General features: G+C 64.2%; 20 protein-coding genes. 10 read left to right on the forward strand and 10 right to left on the reverse strand.

Annotated features, from left to right (window positions below; genetic code table 11):
- On the forward strand, positions 1-312 hold the full coding sequence (locus AC3RCP_RS06510; protein WP_101336916.1) for a YqfO family protein: 312 nt from the start codon (positions 1-3) through the stop codon (positions 310-312).
- A gap of 78 nt (positions 313-390) precedes the next feature.
- On the opposite strand, the gene nagE is transcribed toward AC3RCP_RS06510, so the two are convergent.
- The 7 genes from nagE to AC3RCP_RS06545 all read right to left on the reverse strand — a co-directional run bounded on the left by nagE (position 391) and on the right by AC3RCP_RS06545 (position 8,972).
- Complete coding sequence (gene nagE, locus AC3RCP_RS06515) at positions 391-2,109, reverse strand: N-acetylglucosamine-specific PTS transporter subunit IIBC (protein WP_101336917.1); 1,719 nt, start codon at positions 2,107-2,109, stop codon at positions 391-393.
- A 26-nt stretch (positions 2,110-2,135) separates the two neighbouring features.
- A complete protein-coding gene (gene ptsP, locus AC3RCP_RS06520; protein WP_492569342.1) occupies positions 2,136-4,658 on the reverse strand; it encodes a phosphoenolpyruvate--protein phosphotransferase in 2,523 nt (840 codons plus the stop codon).
- Positions 4,659-4,688: 30 nt separating this feature from the next.
- Entirely contained in the window at positions 4,689-5,711 is a 1,023-nt protein-coding gene (locus AC3RCP_RS06525; RefSeq protein WP_101336919.1) for an SIS domain-containing protein, read from the reverse strand.
- Complete coding sequence (nagA, locus tag AC3RCP_RS06530; protein ID WP_087091336.1) at positions 5,692-6,798, reverse strand: N-acetylglucosamine-6-phosphate deacetylase; 1,107 nt, start codon at positions 6,796-6,798, stop codon at positions 5,692-5,694. The genes AC3RCP_RS06525 and nagA overlap by 20 nt, the downstream gene beginning before the upstream one ends.
- Before the next feature lie 44 nt (positions 6,799-6,842).
- Complete coding sequence (locus tag AC3RCP_RS06535) at positions 6,843-7,574, reverse strand: GntR family transcriptional regulator (RefSeq protein WP_009042314.1); 732 nt, start codon at positions 7,572-7,574, stop codon at positions 6,843-6,845.
- Between the two features lie 295 nt (positions 7,575-7,869).
- Complete coding sequence (locus AC3RCP_RS06540) at positions 7,870-8,373, reverse strand: L,D-transpeptidase family protein (protein WP_007927719.1); 504 nt, start codon at positions 8,371-8,373, stop codon at positions 7,870-7,872.
- A 47-nt stretch (positions 8,374-8,420) separates the two neighbouring features.
- Entirely contained in the window at positions 8,421-8,972 is a 552-nt protein-coding gene (locus tag AC3RCP_RS06545; RefSeq protein WP_007927716.1) for an NUDIX hydrolase, read from the reverse strand.
- A 147-nt stretch (positions 8,973-9,119) separates the two neighbouring features.
- On the opposite strand from AC3RCP_RS06545, the gene AC3RCP_RS06550 reads away from it, so the two are divergent.
- From AC3RCP_RS06550 to purT, 5 genes are all read left to right on the forward strand, one after another.
- Positions 9,120-9,719 carry a CoA pyrophosphatase gene (locus AC3RCP_RS06550; protein WP_492569344.1) on the forward strand — a complete coding sequence of 200 codons (600 nt, stop codon included), beginning with the start codon at positions 9,120-9,122 and terminating at the stop codon, positions 9,717-9,719.
- 66 nt (positions 9,720-9,785) lie between these two features.
- Positions 9,786-10,310, forward strand: coding sequence for a gamma carbonic anhydrase family protein (locus AC3RCP_RS06555; RefSeq protein ID WP_007927713.1), 525 nt, complete (start codon positions 9,786-9,788; stop codon positions 10,308-10,310).
- Positions 10,307-10,519: a DUF1289 domain-containing protein gene (locus AC3RCP_RS06560; protein ID WP_007927703.1), complete on the forward strand. Its 213-nt coding sequence runs from the start codon at positions 10,307-10,309 to the stop codon at positions 10,517-10,519. Before AC3RCP_RS06555 ends, AC3RCP_RS06560 begins: the two co-directional genes overlap by 4 nt.
- An 86-nt stretch (positions 10,520-10,605) precedes the next feature.
- Entirely contained in the window at positions 10,606-11,073 is a 468-nt protein-coding gene (locus tag AC3RCP_RS06565; protein ID WP_053259746.1) for a VUT family protein, read from the forward strand.
- A 103-nt stretch (positions 11,074-11,176) separates the two neighbouring features.
- Positions 11,177-12,358, forward strand: a complete 1,182-nt coding sequence (gene purT, locus AC3RCP_RS06570; RefSeq protein WP_101336920.1) for a formate-dependent phosphoribosylglycinamide formyltransferase — start codon at positions 11,177-11,179, stop codon at positions 12,356-12,358.
- 93 nt (positions 12,359-12,451) lie between these two features.
- On the opposite strand, the gene AC3RCP_RS06575 is transcribed toward purT, so the two are convergent.
- From AC3RCP_RS06575 to AC3RCP_RS06585, 3 genes are all read right to left on the reverse strand, one after another.
- On the reverse strand, positions 12,452-13,768 hold the full coding sequence (locus AC3RCP_RS06575) for an MFS transporter (RefSeq protein WP_101336921.1): 1,317 nt from the start codon (positions 13,766-13,768) through the stop codon (positions 12,452-12,454).
- Between the two features lie 375 nt (positions 13,769-14,143).
- The gene (locus tag AC3RCP_RS06580) at positions 14,144-15,382 is read right to left on the reverse strand and encodes a transporter associated domain-containing protein (protein ID WP_101336922.1); all 1,239 of its coding nucleotides are present in this window, start codon (positions 15,380-15,382) and stop codon (positions 14,144-14,146) included.
- A 12-nt stretch (positions 15,383-15,394) separates the two neighbouring features.
- Positions 15,395-16,207: a cytochrome C assembly family protein gene (locus tag AC3RCP_RS06585; RefSeq protein WP_007927682.1), complete on the reverse strand. Its 813-nt coding sequence runs from the start codon at positions 16,205-16,207 to the stop codon at positions 15,395-15,397.
- A gap of 198 nt (positions 16,208-16,405) precedes the next feature.
- Between AC3RCP_RS06585 and ffh the strand changes: the two genes are divergently transcribed.
- The 4 genes from ffh to trmD all read left to right on the forward strand — a co-directional run bounded on the left by ffh (position 16,406) and on the right by trmD (position 19,579).
- On the forward strand, positions 16,406-17,782 hold the full coding sequence (ffh, locus tag AC3RCP_RS06590; RefSeq protein ID WP_492569348.1) for a signal recognition particle protein: 1,377 nt from the start codon (positions 16,406-16,408) through the stop codon (positions 17,780-17,782).
- 248 nt (positions 17,783-18,030) lie between these two features.
- Positions 18,031-18,282 (forward strand): 30S ribosomal protein S16, encoded by a 252-nt coding sequence (gene rpsP / locus AC3RCP_RS06595; RefSeq protein WP_007927680.1) that lies wholly within the window; start codon positions 18,031-18,033, stop codon positions 18,280-18,282.
- 5 nt (positions 18,283-18,287) lie between these two features.
- Positions 18,288-18,824 (forward strand): ribosome maturation factor RimM, encoded by a 537-nt coding sequence (gene rimM / locus AC3RCP_RS06600; protein ID WP_007927679.1) that lies wholly within the window; start codon positions 18,288-18,290, stop codon positions 18,822-18,824.
- A gap of 2 nt (positions 18,825-18,826) precedes the next feature.
- Positions 18,827-19,579 (forward strand): tRNA (guanosine(37)-N1)-methyltransferase TrmD, encoded by a 753-nt coding sequence (gene trmD, locus AC3RCP_RS06605; protein WP_053260045.1) that lies wholly within the window; start codon positions 18,827-18,829, stop codon positions 19,577-19,579.
- Positions 19,580-19,583: the final 4 nt, after the last annotated feature.

The raw sequence follows: 19,583 nt of genomic DNA on the forward strand, positions 1-19,583 counted from the left end.
GTGTACAAGCTCAGCTTTTTCGTCCCGCCCAGCCACGTGGATGTGGTCAAGAACGCCGTATTCGCCGCCGGTGGCGGACGGATCGGCGCTTACGACCAGTGCGCGTGGCAGGTGCTGGGCCAGGGCCAGTTTCGCCCGTTGGACGGTAGCCAGCCGTTTCTCGGGCAGACCGGCCTGGTCGAGCAGGTGCAGGAATGGAAAGTCGAGCTGGTGGTGGCCGACGAGTTGATCCATAGCGTGGTGATGGCCCTCAAGCAGAGCCATCCCTACGAGACACCGGCTTATGAAGTCTGGCGTCTGGAAGACTTCTAAGGTCCCGCCCATGAAAAAGCCCGCTGAACCGGTAACGGTCAGCGGGCTTTTTTGTGCCTGCTCTCCGGCAGGAGAGGGTCAGACCTTGGCGCTGACCTCGCTGCGGTTGATCAGGCTATCCAGGGCTTGGCTCAGGCTCGCGGCCTTTTCCCCGATCAGCAGGTGCCAGACACCATCGTCGAGCTGGCTGGAACCCTGGCAGCCGAGGTTCTTCAGCTGGCATTCCGACAGCGCCTTGTTGTCGCCCAGTTGCACCCGCAGGCGGGTCATGGCCACGCAGTCCAGTTGCAGCACATTGTCGCTGCCACCGAAGGCGTCCAGCCATTTCACGGCTTCCTGGGGCGCAATGCTCACCGCTGGCGGTGCTTCGAAGGCGGCGGCAGGGCCTGGCTGTTCCAGTGGCTTGCCGCCGCTGGGCATGGCCAGGCGGATTTCATCGGCGATGCTGTCGGCCAGCGGGCCGACCACCACCTGCAGGCTGCCGCCCTTGCCGGGACGCACCACGGCCATGGCGCCAAGGGCCTTGAGGTCGCTGTCCGATGCTTTGCTGCGGTCGGCCAGTTCCAGGCGCAGGCGGGTGGTGCAGGCGCCGACGGTTATCAGGTTGTCCGCTCCGCCCAGGGCCTGGATATAGGCACCGGCGCGCTGATTGTTGGTCATGGCGGCTTTTTCGCTGCCCGGGGTGTCTTCGCGGCCCGGGGTTTTCAGGTTGAAGCGTTTGATGCAGAAGTCGAACACCAGGTAGTAGATCACCGCGTACAGCAGGCCCACCGGGAATACCAGCCAGCCGTTGGTGGAGCGGCCCCAGCCGAGGGCCATGTCGATGGCGCCGCCGGAGAAGGTGAAGCCCAGGTGGATGTTCAACAGGTTGGTCAGGGCCATGGACAGGCCGGTCAGCAGGGCATGCACCAGATACAACATGGGGGCGAGGAACATGAAGGCGAATTCGATCGGCTCGGTGACCCCGGTGAGGAACGAGGTCAGGGCCATCGACAGGAAAATCCCGCCCATCACCTTGCGCCGCTCCGGCAGCGCATTGCGGTACATGGCCAGGCACGCCGCCGGCAGGCCGAACAGCATCATCGGGAACATGCCGGTCATGAACTGGCCGCCCTTGGGGTCGCCGGCGAAGTAGCGGGTCAGGTCGCCGGTGACCACGGCGCCGGTGGCCGGGTCGGTGAAACTGCCGAAAATGAACCAGGCCATGTTGTTCAGGATGTGGTGCAGGCCGGTGATGATCAGCAGGCGGTTGAACACACCGAACACGAAGGCACCGAGGCTGCCGCTTTCCATCAGCAACTGGCCGAAGCTGTTGATGCCGTGCTGGATCGGCGGCCAGATCAGGCCGAACACCACCCCCAGGCCGACGGCGCTGAAACCGGTGACAATCGGCACGAAGCGCCGCCCGCCGAAGAACGCCAGGTATTCCGGCAGCTTGATGTCCTTGAAGCGGTTGTACAGGGCTCCGGCCAGCAGGCCGCTGATGATCCCGGCGAGCATGCCCATGTTGATGCTGGCATCGAGCACCTTGAGGGTCGCGACCATCACCAGGTAGCCGATGGCCCCGGCCAGGCCGGCGGTGCCGTTGTTGTCCTTGGCGAAGCCCACGGCGATGCCGATGGCGAAGATCAGCGCCAGGTTGGCGAAGATGGTCTGGCCGGCATCGTGGATGATCGCGATGTTCAGCAGGTCGGTGTCGCCCAGGCGCAGCAGCAGGCCGGCGATCGGCAGGATCGCGATCGGCAGCATCAGGGCGCGGCCCAGGCGCTGCAGGCCTTCGATGAATAATTGGTACATGGCGTGTCTCCCGGTGTTCTTGTTATTCAGCTCAGGGGCCAGTGTTGGTGGCAGGCATGACGCACCGCCGAGGCACTGCTCAGGTTCAGCAGCTCATGGCTGAGGCGTCGGCATTGCGCAGCGTCCAGTTGGTGGACCCGCTCCTTGATTTCGCCCACTTGCGGTGGGCTCACCGACAGCTCGCTGACCCCCAGGCCGATCAGCACCGGCGTCGCCAGCGGGTCGGAGGCCAGTGCACCGCACACGCCGACCCAGCGCCCATGCCTGGCCGCGCCGGTGCAGGTCTGGGCGATCAGCCGCAGCAGCGCCGGGTGCAACGCATCGACCCGCGCGGCCAGGCCGGCATGGTCACGGTCCATGGCCAGGGTGTATTGCGACAGATCGTTGGTGCCGATGGAGAGGAAGTCGGCGTATTCGGCCAGTTGCTCGGCGAGCAGGGCGGCGGCCGGGACTTCGATCATCACCCCCAGCTCCGGGCGCTGGCTGATCCCCAGCTCGGCGCACAGGCAATCGATGCGTTCGCGGATATGCAGCAGTTCGTCGAGCTCGCTGACCATCGGCAGCAGGATGCGGCAGCGTTGCAGCGGGTTGACCTGCAGCAGGGCCCGCAGTTGCTGGTCGAGCAGTTCCGGGCGGGCCTGGGCCAGGCGAATGCCGCGCAGGCCCAGCACCGGGTTGGCTTCCACCGGCAGCGGCAGGTAGTCCAGTTGCTTGTCGCCGCCCACGTCTATGGTGCGGATGATCACCGACTTGTCGCCCATGGCGTCGAGCACGGCCTGATAAGCCAGACGCTGCTCCTGTTCGTCGGGGGCGGTATGCCGGTCGACAAACAGAAACTCGGTACGCAGCAGGCCGACGCCATCGGCACCGTTGGCATGGGCGTCCTGGGCTTCCTGGCTGGAGGCGACATTGGCGGCGACCTCGATCGCCTGGCCGTCGAGGGTCCTGGCCGGCAGCTGGGCCTGTTGCTGTTGTTGCTCGCGCCGCTGCTGGCGGAGCAGATGGCTCTGCCGGACCTGTTCGATACGCGCGCTGTCCGGCGTCAGTTCCAGGCGACCGTGGTCGGCATTCAGCACCACTTGCTGGCCTTGCGGCACATCGAGCAGCTCCGAGCCCAGGGCCACCAGGCAGGGCAGGCCCTTGCCGCGTGCCAGGATCGCCACGTGGGAGGTGGCGCCGCCGGCCGCCATGCACAGGCCGGCAGCGCCTTGCTCGCTCAGTTGCAGCAGATCGGACGGGGTCAGCTCGTGGGCCGCGACTATGGCGCCGGCCGGCAACTGATAATGCCAGGCCTCGCCGAGCAGGGCGCGCAGGACCCGCTGTTGCAGGTCGCGCAGGTCGTTGGCGCGTTCGGCGAGCAGGGCATTGCCCAGTTGCAGCAGGATCTCGCACTGTTCGCCGATGGCGTCGCTCCAGGCGTGGGTGGCGGCGCGTCCCTGGCCGATGCTCTGGCGGGCGGCGTCCAGCAGCGCCGGGTCTTCGAGCAGGGCCAGATGGGCGGCGAAGATCGCTTCTTCCTGATTGTCCTTGCGCTGCCGGGCATGGTCGAGGGTGCCGCGGATGTCGCTACGAACCTTGTCCAGGGCCAGGTCCAGCGCCTGCAGTTGTTCCTGGGGCGGGTGATCGCCGCTGTCTTCGGGCAGGGTCATGGCGGTCAGGTGAAACAGCGGCCCGCAGACCAGCCCGGGGGCGGCGCAGACCCCCTGGATCACCCCGGCTTCGGCGGGGTGCTGGGGCGCGACGGCCTTCACCGCTGGCGCCGCGGCATGGCCGTCTTCGGCCAGCGGGGTGGCGAGGGCGTCCAGCAGCGCCAGCAGGGCGGCCTTGCAGTCCTTGCCCTGGCAACTGACCCGCACCTCGTCCTGCTCGCCGACCCCCAGCCCCATCAGGCTGACCAGGCTGTCGCAGGACGCCGACTTGCCGTTGAAATGCAGGTGCGCCTTGCTGCTGAAGCCCTGGGCGGTCTGGCGGATCAGCGCGGCCGGCCGGGCATGCAGGCCGCCGCGATGATTGACCCGGGTCTGGCCTTCCACCTCGTCGGTCGAGGAGTCACCCGCTTCCGCCTGGGCCGTATTGGCCGCGCGCGGCACGATGTGCAGCAGCGGTTCGCCGACTTTCACCGATTTCAGGGTGATGGGCAGGGTCTGGAAGTGTTCGCCGTTGGTCAGGATCATCAGGCTGATCAGGCTTTTGCTGTTGCGTGCGACCTGGTCGAGATCGAAGCGCAGCAGGGCCTGGCCGCTGCTGACCCGGGCGCCTTCCTGCACCAGCATGGAGAAACCCTCGCCTTGCAGCTGGACCGTGTCCAGTCCCAGGTGCAGCAGTAGTTCCGCGCCATTGTCGGCGCGCAGGGTCACCGCGTGGCCGGTGCGGGCGGCATGCACCACCACGCCGGCGCAGGGGGCGTGCAGGGTGTTGTTCAGCGGGTCGATGGCGATCCCGTCGCCCATGGCGCCGCTGGAAAACACCAGGTCGGGCACCCTGGCGAGGGTGAGCACCGGGCCGCTCAAGGGAGCGCCGAGCGTCAGGTCTTTATTGTTGTTGTGCATGGCGCAGTACTCATCCGTTGAAGGAAAGGCTCAGTGGGTGCGGGTCACTTTGCTCAGGTGCCGTGGCTGGTCCGGGTCCATGCCCCGGGCCTCGGCAAGGCTTGCGGCCATGCCGTAGAAACTCTGGATCGCCAGGATCGGATCGAGGGCCGGGTGTTCGGCCCGGCCCAGGGTCAGGTCGCGTTCGACGATGTCGTCCGGCGCCGCCAGCAGCACCCGGGCGCCACGCTGGCGCATGTCGGCGGCAAGGCTGATCAGGCCGGCCTGCTCCGCTCCCCGTGGGGCGAACACCAGCAGCGGGTAGTTGTCGCCGATCAGCGCCATCGGGCCGTGGCGAACTTCCGCGCTGCTGAAGGCTTCGGCCTGGATCGCCGAGGTTTCCTTGAGTTTCAGCGCCGCTTCCTGGGCGATGGCGAAACCGGCGCCACGGCCGATCACCATCAACCGTTGGCTATCGCGCAAGGCCTCGACGGCCGGGCTCCAGTTCTGGGTCGCGGCTTCGCGCAGCCCCTGGGGCAGGGCGAGGCCGGCTTCCAGCAACTGCGCGTCCAGTTTCCAGTGGGCGATCAGGCGGGCGCTGGCGCTGAGGGTGGCGATAAAGCTCTTGGTTGCCGCCACGCTGCGTTCGGCGCCGGCGTGCAGCGGCAGGCAGAACTCGCTGGCGGCTTCCAGCGGGGTGTCCTGGGCGTTGACCATGGCCACGCTCAAGGCCCCGCGTTTGCGCAGCAGGCGCATGCTGTTGACCAGGTCGGGGCTCTGCCCGGACTGGGAAAAGGCGAATGCCGCCTGGCCGCTGACCCGCAGCGGCGCCTGTTGCATGGTCACCACCGACATCGGCAGGGACGCGACCGGGAAGCCCAGCTGCTGCATGGTCAGGTAGGCGAAGTAGCTGGCGGCATGGTCGGAGCTGCCGCGGGCGACGGTCATCACCACTTGCGGCGGCTGGCGGTTCAGGCGCCCGGCCACCTCGATCAGTTGCGGGTCCAGGTGCTGCAACTGGCCTTCGACGGCCGCGGCGGCGGACAGCGCCTCTTCAAGCATTTTTGAAGTCAATGTCTTCTCCTTCGACCATCACGGCGGTCAGTGTGAGTGAGCGGTCCAGGCACACGCAGTCGGCCCAGCTGCCGACCTGCAAGCGCCCGCGTTCGGCCAGGCCGAGATAATCGGCGGGAAACTGTGACAAGCGTTGCGAAGCCTCGGCCAGGGGCAGGCCGATCTTCACCAGGTTGCGCAAGGCCTGGTCCATGGTCAGGGTGCTGCCGGCCAGGGTGCCGTCCGGCAGACGCACGCCGCCCAGGCATTTGGTCACGGTGTGGCTGCCGAGCTTGTATTCGCCGTCCGGCATGCCGGCTGCCGCGGTGGAGTCGGTGACGCAGTACAGGCAGGGGATCGAGCGCAAGGCCACGCGCATGGCGCCGGGGTGCACGTGCAGCAGGTCGGGGATCAGTTCCGCGTACTGGGCGTGGGCCAGGGCGGCGCCGACTATGCCCGGCTCGCGGTGATGCAGCGGGCTCATGGCGTTGTACAGGTGGGTGAAGCTGGTGGCCCCGGCGTCGAGTGCGGCCACGCCTTCCTCATAGCTGCCCAGGGTGTGGCCGATCTGCATGCGGATACCGCGGGCGCTGAGGGCGCGGATCAACGCGTCATGGCCGGCGATTTCCGGGGCGATGGTGATCACCCGGATCGGCGCCAGGCGCAGGTACGCCTCGACTTCGGCCATCAGTGCGGTGTGGGCGAAATTGGGCTGGGCACCGAGCTTGCCCGGGTTGATGTACGGGCCCTCCAGATGCACACCGAGTACCCGGGCGCTGCCGCTGGGGCGCTGTTCGCAGTATTCGCCCATGGCGCCCAGGACCCGGGTGATCTCCTCGGTCGGTGCGGTCATGGTGGTGGCCAGCAGCGAGGTGGTGCCAAAACGCACGTGGGTGCGGGTGATGGTCTCGAACGCCGGGGCGCCTTCCATGATGTCCTTGCCTCCGCCGCCGTGCACATGCAGGTCGATGAAGCCCGGCAGCAGGTAGGGCAGGTCGTTGTCCGCCGGGTCGCAGGGGCTGCCTTCGATGCCGGTGACCTTGCCGTCCCGGTGGTTCAGGCGGCCGCGAATCCAGCCTTGTGGGGTGAGGATGTTGTGTTCGGACATGGGCAGCTCTCTGGGACGGATTCTTGGCGACTCGGCGGCCAGGCTCAGCGACGCAGCTCGGCGACGAAGTCGTAGTAGTCGTTGCGGCAATAGGTGTCGGTGACTTCGATCGGGGTGTTGTCCTCGAGGTAGCCGACACGGGTCATCAGCAGCATCGCGGTGCCGGGGGCGATGCCCACCAGGGCGGCAAACTCGGCGCTGGCGTTGATCGCCTGGATGTGCTGCAGGGCACGGACCACCGGGCGGCCGATGCCATCGAGGTAGGCGTAGAGCGAGTCGCCCACGGCATCCGGCTGGGCAATGATCGTGGCCGGCAGGGTGCTCATTTCGATCGCCATCACCGTGTCGTCGGCTTTGCGCAGGCGCTTGAGGCGCGCCACCTTGTCGTTCGGCGACAGGCCGAGGCGGATCAGTTCTTCGTGGGTCGGCGTGGTGATTTCCCGCTCCAGCCATTGGGAACCGGGCACGAAGCCCTTGAGGCGGAGCATTTCGCTGAAGCCCGACAGCCGCGACAGCGGTTGTTCCAGGCGCGGGGTAATGAAGGTGCCGGAGCCCTGGCTGCGGCGGATCAGGCCTTGTTCGAACAGCACTTCCAGGGCCTTGCGCGCGGTGACGCGGGAGATATTGAGCATCTCGCTCAGGTTGCGTTCCGAGGGCAGGGCCTGTTCGGCTTTCCACTGTCCGGCATGGATCGCGGCTTCAAGGTTGCGCGCCAGTTGCAGGTACAGCGGGGTCGGCTGGGTATCGTCAGGGCGCAGGGCCAGGATGTGGTTCATCTGTCGAGATTCCGATGCGTTATTGGTTTGTTGTCGCCCGGTAATGTGGCAAAAACTAATACCACTTAAATACCATGTCAACGCCAGTAGTGTGACGATGACGCACGAAAACAGGCGCTTTATGGGCGTTGGCGGGGATGGTTTGGGAAAGTGGTATTAGGGCGGTCTGGCCGTGAATGCGAAAATCGCAGGGGCGGCGGTTTTTCGAACGGGAATTGGTATTCACCTTTCGAAGCCGGCGCGGCCTGCGATTTTTTTTGTAACGGAGGTGTTTTAGCGGCGTTTCAGCGAGGAATCAGGGGCGGATTTCGATCATCGTGCCGTCCGGGACCAGGCCCCAGACTTCGCGCATGTCGACGTTGCGCATGGCGATGCAGCCGTCGGTCCAGTCCAGGGTATGGAAGTACTGCTCGGGGTAGTCTTCGCTGTCCGGGGTACCGTGGATCATGATCATGCCGCCGGGCTCCACGCCCTCGCGGCGCGAGCGGGCGGAATCGCTGATGTTCGGGTAGGAGATATGCATGGCCAGGTTGAAGCGGTCGCTGGTCTTGCGCCAGTCCAGCCAGTAGAAGCCTTCCGGAGTGCGCTTGTCGCCTTCCATGAGCTTTGGCCCCTTGGGTCGTTTACCCAGGGAAATGCGGTAGGTCTTGATGGGTTTGCCGTCGTTGATCAGTTGCAACTGATGGGCCGACTTGAGGACCAGGACTTTCTCGATGACCTTGCCGTTCAGGGTATCCGTCGCGGAGGCGTGGGAGACCGCGATAACCGAGTAGCAGAAAAGAGCGAGCAACCAGCGCATGAAACGATATCCCTAAGAGTACACAGGTGCCGCGTACGTTTTGTTGTTTAAGTGAGGGCAGGCTGAGCCAGGGGCGGAATGGACTCGGAACGCACGGGGTAGTCCTCGTTCCGCCGGTCAGCGAAGAAACATTCTAAGGTACGCCCGACCGTGCGAAAAGCCAGCTCGGACCAGGGAATGTCGGCTTCTTCGAAAAGCCGAACTTCCAGGCTCTCTGCGCCAGCGGCGAAATCCAGGTCCGCCAGCTCGGCGCGGAAGAAGACATGCACCTGGCTGATGTGCGGGACGTCGATCAGGGTATAGATGCTCAGGTTGCGGACCCGGGCGCAGGCCTCCTCGAACGTCTCGCGAATCGCCGCCTGTTCGACGGTCTCGCCGTTCTCCATGAAACCGGCCGGCAGCGTCCAGTAGCCACGACGCGGCTCGATCGCGCGTCGGCACAGCAGCACCTGGGTACCCCAGGTAGGCAGGCAGCCGGCGACTATGTTCGGGTTCTGGTAATGGATGGTCTGGCAGTTGTCGCAGACAAAACGCAGGCGTGAATCGCCTTCGGGAATGCGCTGGGTGACCGGGTGACCGCACTGGCTGCAGAATTTCATGCTGGGTATCCGAAAAGGCTGCGCCTATCTTGGCGTGCACGGGGCTTTGTCGGCAAGTTGTCGTTACGCGACATGGCGTGGATCGGGGCTTGGGCGGTCGGTTTGTTTGGTGCATGATGCAAGGTAGTCGACAGATCGAGAAGACTCATGCTGGACGAGCTACTGCACCGGGTAAGCAACCATACGCCGCGACCGCTGGAGACGGATCGACGTTTCCCCGAGGCCGCCGTACTGGTGCCCATTACCCGCAGTGACGAGCCCGAGCTGGTGCTGACCCTGCGCGCCAAAGGATTGTCCACCCACGGCGGCGAAGTGGCCTTCCCCGGCGGCCGCCGCGACCCGGAAGACCCCGACCTGGTTTTTACCGCCCTGCGCGAAGCCGAAGAGGAAATCGGCCTGCCCCCGGGGCTGGTGGAAGTGATCGGCCCCCTGAGCCCGCTGATTTCCCTGCACGGGATCAAGGTCACGCCCTATGTCGGGGTGATTCCCGATTACGTCGAATACCTGGCCAATGACGCCGAGATCGCCGCGGTGTTCAGCGTGCCGCTGGAGTTTTTCCGCCAGGACCCGCGCGAGCACACCCACCGCATCGATTATCAGGGCCGCAGCTGGTACGTGCCGAGCTACCGCTTCGGCGAGTACAATATCTGGGGCCTGACGGCGATCATGATCGTCGAGCTGATCAACCTGCTGTATGACGCCCAGATCAGCCTGCACCAGCCGCCCAAAAGCTTTATCAATATTTGAAGCCATCGCTCGTATGGCCTGAACCCCACTGTGTATATGAACCTGCCTGGCCTTGAGGACAACAATATGAAATACCGCCTGGGCGACGCCCGTGTCGAAACCCACCCGCAAAGCTGGGTCGCACCCAATGCCACGCTGGTGGGCAAGGTCAAGCTGGAGGAGGGGGCCAACGTCTGGTTCAACGCGGTGCTGCGTGGCGACAACGAGCTGATCCTGATCGGCAGGAACAGCAACGTGCAGGATGGCACGGTGATGCATACCGACATGGGCTTTCCGCTGACCATCGGCACCGGCGTGACCATTGGCCACAACGCCATGCTGCATGGCTGCACCGTCGGCGACTACAGCCTGATCGGCATCAATGCGGTGATTCTCAACGGCGCGAAGATCGGCAAGAACTGCATCATCGGCGCCAACTCGCTGATCGGCGAAGGCAAGGAGATCCCCGACGGTTCGCTGGTGATGGGCTCGCCGGGCAAGGTGGTCCGTGAACTGACCGAGCAGCAGAAGAAGATGCTCGAAGCCAGCGCCGCGCACTATGTGCATAATTCCCAGCGTTACGCCCGCGATCTGGCCGAGCAAGAACAATGACCGAACCCGAAAAACCCGTCCGTTCGCCCTGCGTGAGCATTTGCGCGCTGGACGATGACGATATCTGCACCGGTTGCCAGCGCACGGTGAGCGAGATCACCCGCTGGAGCCGCATGGACAACGCCGAGCGCCGTGAGGTGCTGGCGCTGTGTCATGAGCGCGCCAAGTCCAGCGGGGTGCTGTGGATGATCGGCACCCAGTCCGGCTAGACGGCTATCTCGGGCCAGCTCCCGTCTGGCCCATCCCACCCGCCTGAAGTACCCTGTGCGCCTTACTGACAGGTACTTTTCGCCCCATGCTCTTCCTGATCGCCTATATCGGCAGTGTCGTACTGATCAACTACGCTTTTTCTACCGCTCCGCACCTGGACATCATCTGGTCGGCCTGGGGCGGGCTGGTGTTCGTCCTGCGGGACATGGTGCAGACCCGCTTCGGCCATGGCGCGCTCGTCGCCATGCTGGTGGCGCTGGTGCTGTCCTACGTGACCTCCGACCCGGCCATCGCCCTGGCCAGCGCCACGGCGTTCGCGGTCTCCGAGTGCATCGACTGGCTGGTGTTCAGCATCACCAAGCGCCCACTGCACGACCGCCTGTGGATAAGTTCGGCGTTGAGCATTCCCCTGGACACCTTTATCTTTTTCGGACTGATCGACGCCTTGACCCCGGGCGTGATCCTCACGGCGCTGGGGTCGAAGTTCGCCGGCGTGACCGTGGTCTGGCTGGCCATGGCCTGGCGTTTGCGCAAGGCGGCGTGCGCCAGCTGAGGCCAAAGCCCGCGGTTCATGTAAAATGCCGCGCTTTCTTCCCCATGGGCCGCCCGCCTGGTGCGCGACCCTCGATGATCCGCTCCTTTTTGAGGACTTTCAGATGACCCGTATCGGAACTCCATTGTCGCCAACCGCGACCCGCGTTTTGCTGTGTGGCTGTGGTGAGTTGGGCAAGGAAGTGGTGATCGAGCTGCAACGCCTGGGCGTTGAGGTGATTGCCGTGGATCGCTACGCCAATGCGCCGGCGATGCAGGTTGCCCATCGCAGCCATGTGATCAACATGCTCGACGGCGCTGCGCTGCGTGCAGTGATCGAGGCGGAGAAGCCGCACTTCATCGTGCCGGAGATCGAAGCCATCGCCACCGCCACCCTGGTGGAGCTGGAGTCCGAAGGGTTCACCGTGATCCCGACCGCCCGGGCCGCCCAGTTGACCATGAACCGTGAAGGCATCCGTCGCCTGGCCGCCGAAGAACTGGACCTGCCGACCTCGCCTTACCACTTCGCCGATACCTTCGAAGACTACCGCAAGGCGGTGGACGACCTGGGCTTCCCCTGCGTGGTCAAGCCGGTGATGAGTTCCTCGGGCAAGGGCCAGAGCCTGCTGCGCAGCGTCGACGACGTGCAGAAGGCCTGGGACTACGCCCAGGAAGGCGGGCGTGCCGGCAAGGGCCGGGTGATCATCGAAGGTTTCATCGATTTCGATTACGAAATCACTCTGCTGACCGTGCGCCACGTTGGCGGCACCACCTTCTGCGCGCCGGTCGGCCACCGTCAGGAGAAGGGCGATTATCAGGAGTCCTGGCAGCCTCAGGCCATGAGCCCGAAAGCCCTGGCCGAGTCCGAGCGTGTGGCCAGGGCCGTGACCGAGGCCCTGGGTGGCCGTGGCCTGTTCGGCGTCGAGCTGTTCGTCAAGGGCGACCAGGTCTGGTTCAGCGAAGTGTCGCCGCGTCCCCATGACACCGGCCTGGTGACCCTGATTTCCCAGGACCTGTCGCAGTTCGCCCTGCATGCGCGGGCGATTCTCGGCCTGCCGATCCCGTTGATCCGTCAGTTCGGCCCGTCGGCTTCGGCGGTGATCCTGGTGGAAGGCCAGTCGACCCAGACCGCTTTCGCCAACCTGGGCGCGGCCCTGAGCGAGCCGGATACGGCCCTGCGCCTGTTCGGCAAGCCCGAAGTCAACGGCCAGCGCCGCATGGGCGTGGCCCTGGCGCGCGACGAGTCGATCGAGGCCGCGCGGGCCAAGGCGACTCGCGCTTCCCAGGCGGTCGTTGTCGAGCTGTAAAAAACATCGCGGGCAAGTCGGATCGCCGCCCGCTCGCTCCTACAAGGGTTGCGCTGAACCTGTAGGAGCGAGCTTGCTCGCGAAGCACTCTTTTCAGGCGACCTGGTTCAGGTCGTTATTGCGCGTTTCCTTCAGGCACAGCACAGCGATCAGGCTGAGTACCGCTGCCGCCGACACATAGCCGCCAACCCAACTCAATCCCCCCATCGCCACCAGCTTCTGGGCGAAGAACGGTGCCGCCGAGGCGCCGACAATGCCGCCCAGGTTATAGGCCGCCGATGCGCCGGTATAACGCACGTGGGTCGGGAACAGCTCGGGCAGCAGGGCGCCCATCGGGGCGAAGGTCACGCCCATCAGGAACAGCTCGATGCACAGGAACAGCGCCACGCCCCAGGTCGAGCCCTGGGTCAGCAGCGGTTCCATGGTGAAGCCGGAGAGAATCGCCAGCAGGCCGCCGATGATCAGCACCGGCTTGCGTCCATAGCGGTCGCTGGCCCAGGCCGACAGCGGCGTGGCCGCGGCCATGAACAGCACCGCGAAGCACAGCAGGCCGAGGAAGGTTTCGCGGCTGTAGCCGAGGGTCGCGACGCCGTAGCTCAACGAGAACACCGTCGAGATGTAAAACAGCGCGTAGCACACCACCATCGCCGCAGCGCCCAGCAACACCGGCAGCCAGTACTGGCTGAACAGCTCGACCAGCGGCATCTTGACCCGCTCCTGGCGGGCGATGGCGTTGGCGAATACCGGGGTTTCATGCAGTTTCAGGCGCACATACAGGCCGACCAGCACCAGGGCGGCGCTGAGCAGGAACGGAATCCGCCAGCCCCAGGAGCGGAACTGTTCGTCGCTCAGGCTCATGGCCAGGGTCAGGAACAGGCCGTTGGCCGCCAGAAAACCGATCGACGGTCCCAGCTGCGGGAACATGCCGAACCAGGCGCGTTTGCCTTTGGGCGCATTTTCCGTGGCGAGCAGCGCTGCGCCGCCCCATTCGCCGCCCAGCCCCAGGCCCTGGCCGAAGCGCAGCAGGCACAGCAGGATCGGCGCCCAGGCGCCAATGCTGTCATAGCCGGGCAGCACGCCGATCAGCGTGGTACACACGCCCATCAGCAGCAGCGATGCCACCAGGGTCGACTTACGGCCGATCCGGTCGCCGAAGTGGCCGAACAGCGCCGAGCCCAGGGGGCGGGCGAGAAAAGCGATGCCGAAGGTCAGGAACGCCGAGAGCATCTGGGCGGTGCCGGACGTCTGCGGAAAGAATACCGGGCCGATCACCAGCGCGGCGGCAGTGGCGTACACGTAGAAGTCGTAGAACTCGATGGCGGTGCCGATAAAGCTGGCGGTGGCCACGCGGCTGGCGGAGTTGGTCGGCTGGGCAGGCACGGAGGCGCTGTAAGTGGTGCTGGTCGTCATGCGGTTATCCCTGACAGTCATGTGCTCCATGGGAGCGAATTATTATGGTCGAACACCCAGGGATGTGGGTTTGGCGCGGGCGCGGCTCGGGGTGGGAGCGAGGCCTGCCAGAAGCGGGCGGAGCAGGGCAGAAGCCGCTGGGTGCGGGTAGCACGCGGGTGCTGCGGGGCTTGGGTAAGCGGATCGATTATAGGAAGGCCCCTAACGATCAAACAAGCGCGACTTGCCGCCCTGTAGCCGCTGGCGCAGCCTGCGTTCGACGGCGCAGCCGGCGCAAAGTCTGCCTGCGCGGTGTGTCAGGCAGAAGGTGGATGCAGGGTTTGCGACCGCTTCGCGGTCGATCGCAGCCTCGCGGGCTCGGCAGCGGCTACAGGGCTACAGGGCGGGCGCGGTGAGCGGCTTGGTGTGCCAGATCAGCACGCGACTGACCCGGTTGTCCTCGGTTTCGAGGATTTCCAGGCGGTAGCGGCCGATCTTCAGGCAAACGGCGCTGTCGGGGATAGTCTCCAGCGCTTCGGTGACCAGGCCGTTGAGGGTTTTCGGGCCGTCGCAGGGCAGGTGCCAGCCCAGGCTCTTGTTCAGCTCGCGAATCGAGGCCGCGCCTTCGATCACGAAACGTCCGTCGGCCTGGGGATGGATATGTGGGTTGTCGAGGCTGTGCTCGCTTTCGAATTCGCCGACGATTTCTTCGAGGATGTCTTCCAGGGTGACGATGCCCAGCACTTCGCCGTACTCGTCCACCACCATGCCCAGGCGGCGCTGCTGCTTGTGGAAGTTCAGCAGTTGCAACTGCAGCGGGGTGCTTTCCGGCACGAAGTAAGGTTCGTGGCAGGCCGCCAGCAGCGCCTCCTGGGTCAGGCTGGCATCCGGCAGCAGGTGACGGATCTGGCGGGTGTTGAGGACCGCCTCGACCTGGTTGATATCGCTGTGGAACACCGGCAGGCGGGTGCGCTTGGATAGGCGCAGCTGTTCGATGATGTCGGCGATGGGGTCGTCGAGGTTGATCCCGTCGACCTCGCTGCGCGGCACCAGGATGTCATTGACGGTGATGTTGTCCAGGGCATGGATGCCCGACACCGGGTGCGGCCGGCCGTTGGCATGTTCTTCGGCGTCGTCCGGGTCGACAGCCTGTTCGTCTTCGCTCTGCTTGACGGCGCCGGCCTTGCGGGTGAAGGGGCGCAGCAACAGCTGGCTGATGCTGTGGAGCAGCCAGGCCGCCGGGTAGATGATCTTCAGCGGCACGCCCAGCAGGGTATTGCCCAGGCTGAGGATCGCATCCGGATAACGGGTGGCCAGGGTGCGCGGGAGGTAGTCGGCGAGTACCAGCAACACGCTGGTGGCGAGCAGGCAGGCCAGCCAGGGGCCGTTTTCCGCCCACTGCAGGAGCGCCAGCAAGGTACTGATGATGACCGCCAGCACCCGACACAGGGTGTTGCAGAGAATCAGGCTGTCGCGCGGGAAGCTCAGGCGCGCCAGCGGTTTGTCGCCGGAGCGCGAAGCGGTGCGCAGGGTCAGCAGGTGTTGCTGGGCGGCTTCGATGGCGGTGAACAGCCCCGACCACAGCACCAGCAAGGCCAGGACCACGAGCATCGGCTCTGTGGGCAGGTTGTCCATTATCGCCGCTCGTCAGATATGCAGGATGTATTCACGGACCAGCTTGCTGCCGAAGTACGCCAGCATCAGCAGGCAGAAGCCGGCCAGGGTCCAGCGAATCGCCTTGTGTCCGCGCCAGCCGAGGCGGTTGCGGCCCCACAGCAGCACGCTGAACACCACCCAGGCCAGGCAGGCCAGCAGGGTCTTGTGCACCAGGTGCTGGGCGAACAGGTTCTCGACGAACAGCCAGCCGGAGATCAGCGACAGCGAAAGCAGGGTCCAGCCGGCCCAGAGGAAGCCGAACAGCAGGCTTTCCATGGTCTGCAGCGGCGGAAAGTTCTTGATCAGCCCGGACGGGTGCTTGTGCTTGAGTTGGTGGTCCTGCACCAGCAGCAACAGGGCCTGGAACACGGCGATGGTGAACATGCCGTAGGCGAGGATCGACAGCAGGATATGGGCGAGGATGCCTGGCTCTTCGTCGATCACCGGCACCGTGCCGGTGGGCACGAACTGCGCCAGCAGCACGGTCAGCGCCCCCAGCGGAAACAGCAGGACCAGCAGGTTCTCCACCGGAATGCGCGAGCAGGCCAGCAGGGTCAGGGCAATCACCGCGGCGGCGATCAGGCTGGCGGCGCTGAAGAAGTCCAGGCCCAGGCCCACGGGCGTCATCAGGTGGGTCAGGAGGCTGGCGCTGTGGGCGAGCAGGGCAAGGATGCCGAGCGAGACCAGCAGGCGCTTGTTCGTCTTGGCGGCTTGAGCCAGACGAGTGCCTTGATAGAGGGTCGCAGCGGCATAGAGACAGGCGGCGGCGAGGGTGGTTAGCAAGCTGGGTGACAAGGGGAGCATAAATCCTGTTAGGCAAGCCCGAAAGTCGTTGAGTTTGGCATAGAACCGCCATCACACGAAAGACCGTGCAACCAGACGGCGGCTGTGCGTCGCACGCAGTCTTCGCTATAATCCGCGACCTGCCCACGGAGCACCTCTTTATATAGGGGCCCCGAGCCGCCATTACCTCGGTCTACTTAGGGCCTGAAAGGATCGCGCATGTTTGAAAACCTAACCGACCGTCTCTCGCAGACGCTGCGCCATGTCACCGGCAAGGCCAAGCTGACCGAGGACAACATTAAAGACACCCTGCGTGAAGTGCGCATGGCGTTGCTCGAAGCCGACGTCGCCCTGCCGGTGGTCAAGGACTTCGTCAACTCGGTGAAGGAACGTGCGGTCGGCACTGAAGTGTCGCGCAGCCTGACCCCGGGCCAGGCATTCGTGAAGATCGTCCAGGCCGAACTCGAAAGCCTGATGGGCGCGGCCAACGAAGATTTGAACCTGAGCGCCGTGCCGCCTGCCGTCGTGCTGATGGCCGGTTTGCAGGGCGCCGGTAAGACCACCACCGCCGGCAAGCTCGCGCGCTTCCTTAAAGAGCGCAAGAAGAAGAGCGTGATGGTGGTATCCGCCGACGTTTACCGTCCGGCGGCGATCAAGCAGCTCGAGACCCTGGCCAACGACATTGACGTGACCTTCTTCCCGTCCGACCTGAGCCAGAAGCCGGTCGCGATCGCCGAAGCGGCTATTAAAGAAGCCAAGCTCAAGTTCATTGACGTGGTCATCGTCGACACCGCCGGTCGTCTGCACATCGACGCCGACATGATGGACGAGATCCAAGCGTTGCACGCGGCGGTCAAGCCGGTGGAAACCCTGTTCGTGGTCGACGCCATGACCGGCCAGGACGCCGCCAACACGGCCAAGGCCTTTGGCGACGCACTGCCGCTGACCGGCGTGATCCTGACCAAGGTCGACGGCGATGCCCGTGGCGGTGCCGCGCTGTCGGTGCGTGCGATCACCGGCAAGCCGATCAAGTTCATCGGTATGGGCGAGAAGAGCGAAGCGCTCGAACCGTTCCACCCTGAGCGTATCGCTTCGCGCATCCTCGGCATGGGCGACGTGCTCAGCCTGATCGAGCAGGCCGAACAGACCCTCGACAAGGAAAAAGCCGACAAGCTGGCGAAAAAGCTGAAAAAAGGCAAAGGCTTCGACCTCGAAGACTTCCGCGACCAGCTGCAACAGATGAAGAACATGGGCGGCCTCGGTGGCCTGATGGACAAGCTGCCGAATATCGGTGGCGTGAACCTGGCGCAAATGGGCAATGCCCAGGGCGCGGCCGAGAAGCAGTTCAAGCAGATGGAAGCCATCATCAACTCCATGACCCCGGCGGAGCGCCGCGACCCTGAGCTGATCAGCGGTTCGCGCAAGCGTCGGATCGCCATGGGTTCCGGCACCCAGGTGCAGGACATCGGTCGCTTGATCAAGCAGCACAAGCAGATGCAGAAGATGATGAAGAAATTCTCCGCCAAGGGCGGGATGGCGAAAATGATGCGCGGCATGGGCGGAATGTTGCCCGGCGGCGGCATGCCGAAGATCTGAAGAATCCACGCCGGCAGCCATGCCGGCGTTTCCCGCGGGGACGCGGGACCTCCAGCAAACCCGCGCTTGGCGGGAGCTGACTTGCCGTTGTTGCCAACGGCCCTATAGCAAATCTGGATGGCAGCCGGTAGGCGCCGGAAAAAGTCATTTGCAAAAGTCCGGATATTCCTTAGAATATGCGGCCTTTCGGGCACCCATGCCCGCTGTGCATTTAGATTTGCAGCACCGACTACAGGAACGATGTTCACATGCTAACAATCCGTCTTGCCCTTGGCGGCTCCAAAAAGCGCCCGTTTTACCACTTGACCGTGACCGACAGCCGCAACCCACGCGACGGTTCGCACAAAGAACAAGTTGGCTTCTTCAACCCGATCGCTCGTGGTCAAGAAGTCCGCCTGTCCGTGAACCAAGAGCGCGTAGCCTACTGGCTGAGCGTTGGTGCACAACCGTCTGAGCGCGTTGCTCAGCTGTTGAAGGAATCGGCTAAGGCTGCAGCCTGAACCCTATGAACGCGACGCCTGCTCCTGCTGATGATTTGATCGTTATCGGCAAAATCTACTCTGTTCACGGCGTTCGCGGCGAAGTGAAGGTTTATTCCTTTACTGATCCGATTAAAAACCTGTTGGATTACAAAACCTGGACGCTCAAGCGCGAAGGTAGCGTGAAACAGGTTGAGCTGGTCAGCGGACGCGGGAATGAAAAATTCCTGGTCGCAAAGCTCAAAGGTCTCGATGATCGTGAAGAAGCGCGTCTTCTGGCTGGTTATGAGATCTGCGTGCCGCGCAACCTGTTCCCTGAACTGACCGACGGCGAGTACTACTGGTACCAGCTGCAAGGTCTCAAGGTCATCGACACTCACGGACAACTGTTCGGGAAGATCGATCACCTGCTGGAGACCGGCTCGAACGATGTAATGGTGGTCAAGCCTTGCGCTGGCAGCCTGGATGATCGCGAACGCCTGTTGCCCTATACCGAGCAATGCGTGTTGGCCGTCGACCTGGCAGCGGGCGAGATGAAGGTGGATTGGGACGCGGACTTCTGAACGTGGCTAGCCTGCGCGTAGAAGTGATCAGTTTGTTTCCCGAGATGTTTTCCGCCATCAGCGACTACGGCATAACCAGCCGCGCGGTGAAACAGGGGCTCTTGCAGCTGACCTGTTGGAATCCGCGAGACTACACCACGGATCGACATCACACTGTGGACGATCGCCCATTTGGCGGTGGCCCGGGCATGGTGATGAAGATCAAGCCCCTGGAAGATGCTCTGGTTCAGGCCAGGCAGGCAGCCGGGGAGGGCGCGAAGGTGATTTACCTGTCGCCCCAAGGCCGCAGACTGACTCAGTCGGCGGTACGCGAGTTGGCGAATGAGGATGCATTGATCCTGATTGCCGGTCGTTATGAAGGCATTGACGAGCGTTTTATTGAAGCTCATGTCGATGAAGAGTGGTCGATTGGCGACTATGTACTCTCCGGTGGCGAGCTGCCGGCGATGGTCCTGATTGATGCGGTTACGCGACTGCTGCCCGGAGCTTTAGGGCATGCGGATTCCGCGGAGGAGGATTCCTTCACGGATGGTCTGCTGGATTGCCCGCACTACACCCGACCGGAGGTGTATGCGGATCAGCGTGTTCCCGACGTGTTGCTGAGTGGCAACCACGCACACATCCGGCGTTGGCGTTTACAGCAGTCCCTTGGTCGGACCTATGAACGACGCGCCGATCTTCTGGAAAGCCGCTCGCTTTCTGGAGAAGAGAAGAAGCTGCTCGAGGAATACATCCGCGAGCGGGACGATAGTTAACAAC

The sequence above is a fragment of the Pseudomonas sp. GW822-FHT05A08 genome (assembly GCF_058800485.1).

What these genes read in the sequence shown, in the direction of transcription:
- ffh (WP_492569348.1), top strand. Translation starts at nt 16,406, where the DNA reads ATGTTTGAAAACCTAACCGACCGTCTCTCGCAGACGCTGCGCCATGTC.
- AC3RCP_RS06555 (WP_007927713.1), top strand. Translation starts at nt 9,786, where the DNA reads ATGAAATACCGCCTGGGCGACGCCCGTGTCGAAACCCACCCGCAAAGC.
- AC3RCP_RS06565 (WP_053259746.1), top strand. Translation starts at nt 10,606, where the DNA reads ATGCTCTTCCTGATCGCCTATATCGGCAGTGTCGTACTGATCAACTAC.
- AC3RCP_RS06585 (WP_007927682.1), bottom strand. Translation starts at nt 16,207, where the DNA reads ATGCTCCCCTTGTCACCCAGCTTGCTAACCACCCTCGCCGCCGCCTGT.
- AC3RCP_RS06560 (WP_007927703.1), top strand. Translation starts at nt 10,307, where the DNA reads ATGACCGAACCCGAAAAACCCGTCCGTTCGCCCTGCGTGAGCATTTGC.
- AC3RCP_RS06545 (WP_007927716.1), bottom strand. Translation starts at nt 8,972, where the DNA reads ATGAAATTCTGCAGCCAGTGCGGTCACCCGGTCACCCAGCGCATTCCC.
- AC3RCP_RS06550 (WP_492569344.1), top strand. Translation starts at nt 9,120, where the DNA reads ATGCTGGACGAGCTACTGCACCGGGTAAGCAACCATACGCCGCGACCG.
- purT (WP_101336920.1), top strand. Translation starts at nt 11,177, where the DNA reads ATGACCCGTATCGGAACTCCATTGTCGCCAACCGCGACCCGCGTTTTG.
- AC3RCP_RS06580 (WP_101336922.1), bottom strand. Translation starts at nt 15,382, where the DNA reads ATGGACAACCTGCCCACAGAGCCGATGCTCGTGGTCCTGGCCTTGCTG.
- AC3RCP_RS06535 (WP_009042314.1), bottom strand. Translation starts at nt 7,574, where the DNA reads ATGAACCACATCCTGGCCCTGCGCCCTGACGATACCCAGCCGACCCCG.
- rpsP (WP_007927680.1), top strand. Translation starts at nt 18,031, where the DNA reads ATGCTAACAATCCGTCTTGCCCTTGGCGGCTCCAAAAAGCGCCCGTTT.
- nagA (WP_087091336.1), bottom strand. Translation starts at nt 6,798, where the DNA reads ATGTCCGAACACAACATCCTCACCCCACAAGGCTGGATTCGCGGCCGC.
- AC3RCP_RS06575 (WP_101336921.1), bottom strand. Translation starts at nt 13,768, where the DNA reads ATGACGACCAGCACCACTTACAGCGCCTCCGTGCCTGCCCAGCCGACC.
- rimM (WP_007927679.1), top strand. Translation starts at nt 18,288, where the DNA reads ATGAACGCGACGCCTGCTCCTGCTGATGATTTGATCGTTATCGGCAAA.
- nagE (WP_101336917.1), bottom strand. Translation starts at nt 2,109, where the DNA reads ATGTACCAATTATTCATCGAAGGCCTGCAGCGCCTGGGCCGCGCCCTG.
- AC3RCP_RS06540 (WP_007927719.1), bottom strand. Translation starts at nt 8,373, where the DNA reads ATGCGCTGGTTGCTCGCTCTTTTCTGCTACTCGGTTATCGCGGTCTCC.
- ptsP (WP_492569342.1), bottom strand. Translation starts at nt 4,658, where the DNA reads ATGCACAACAACAATAAAGACCTGACGCTCGGCGCTCCCTTGAGCGGC.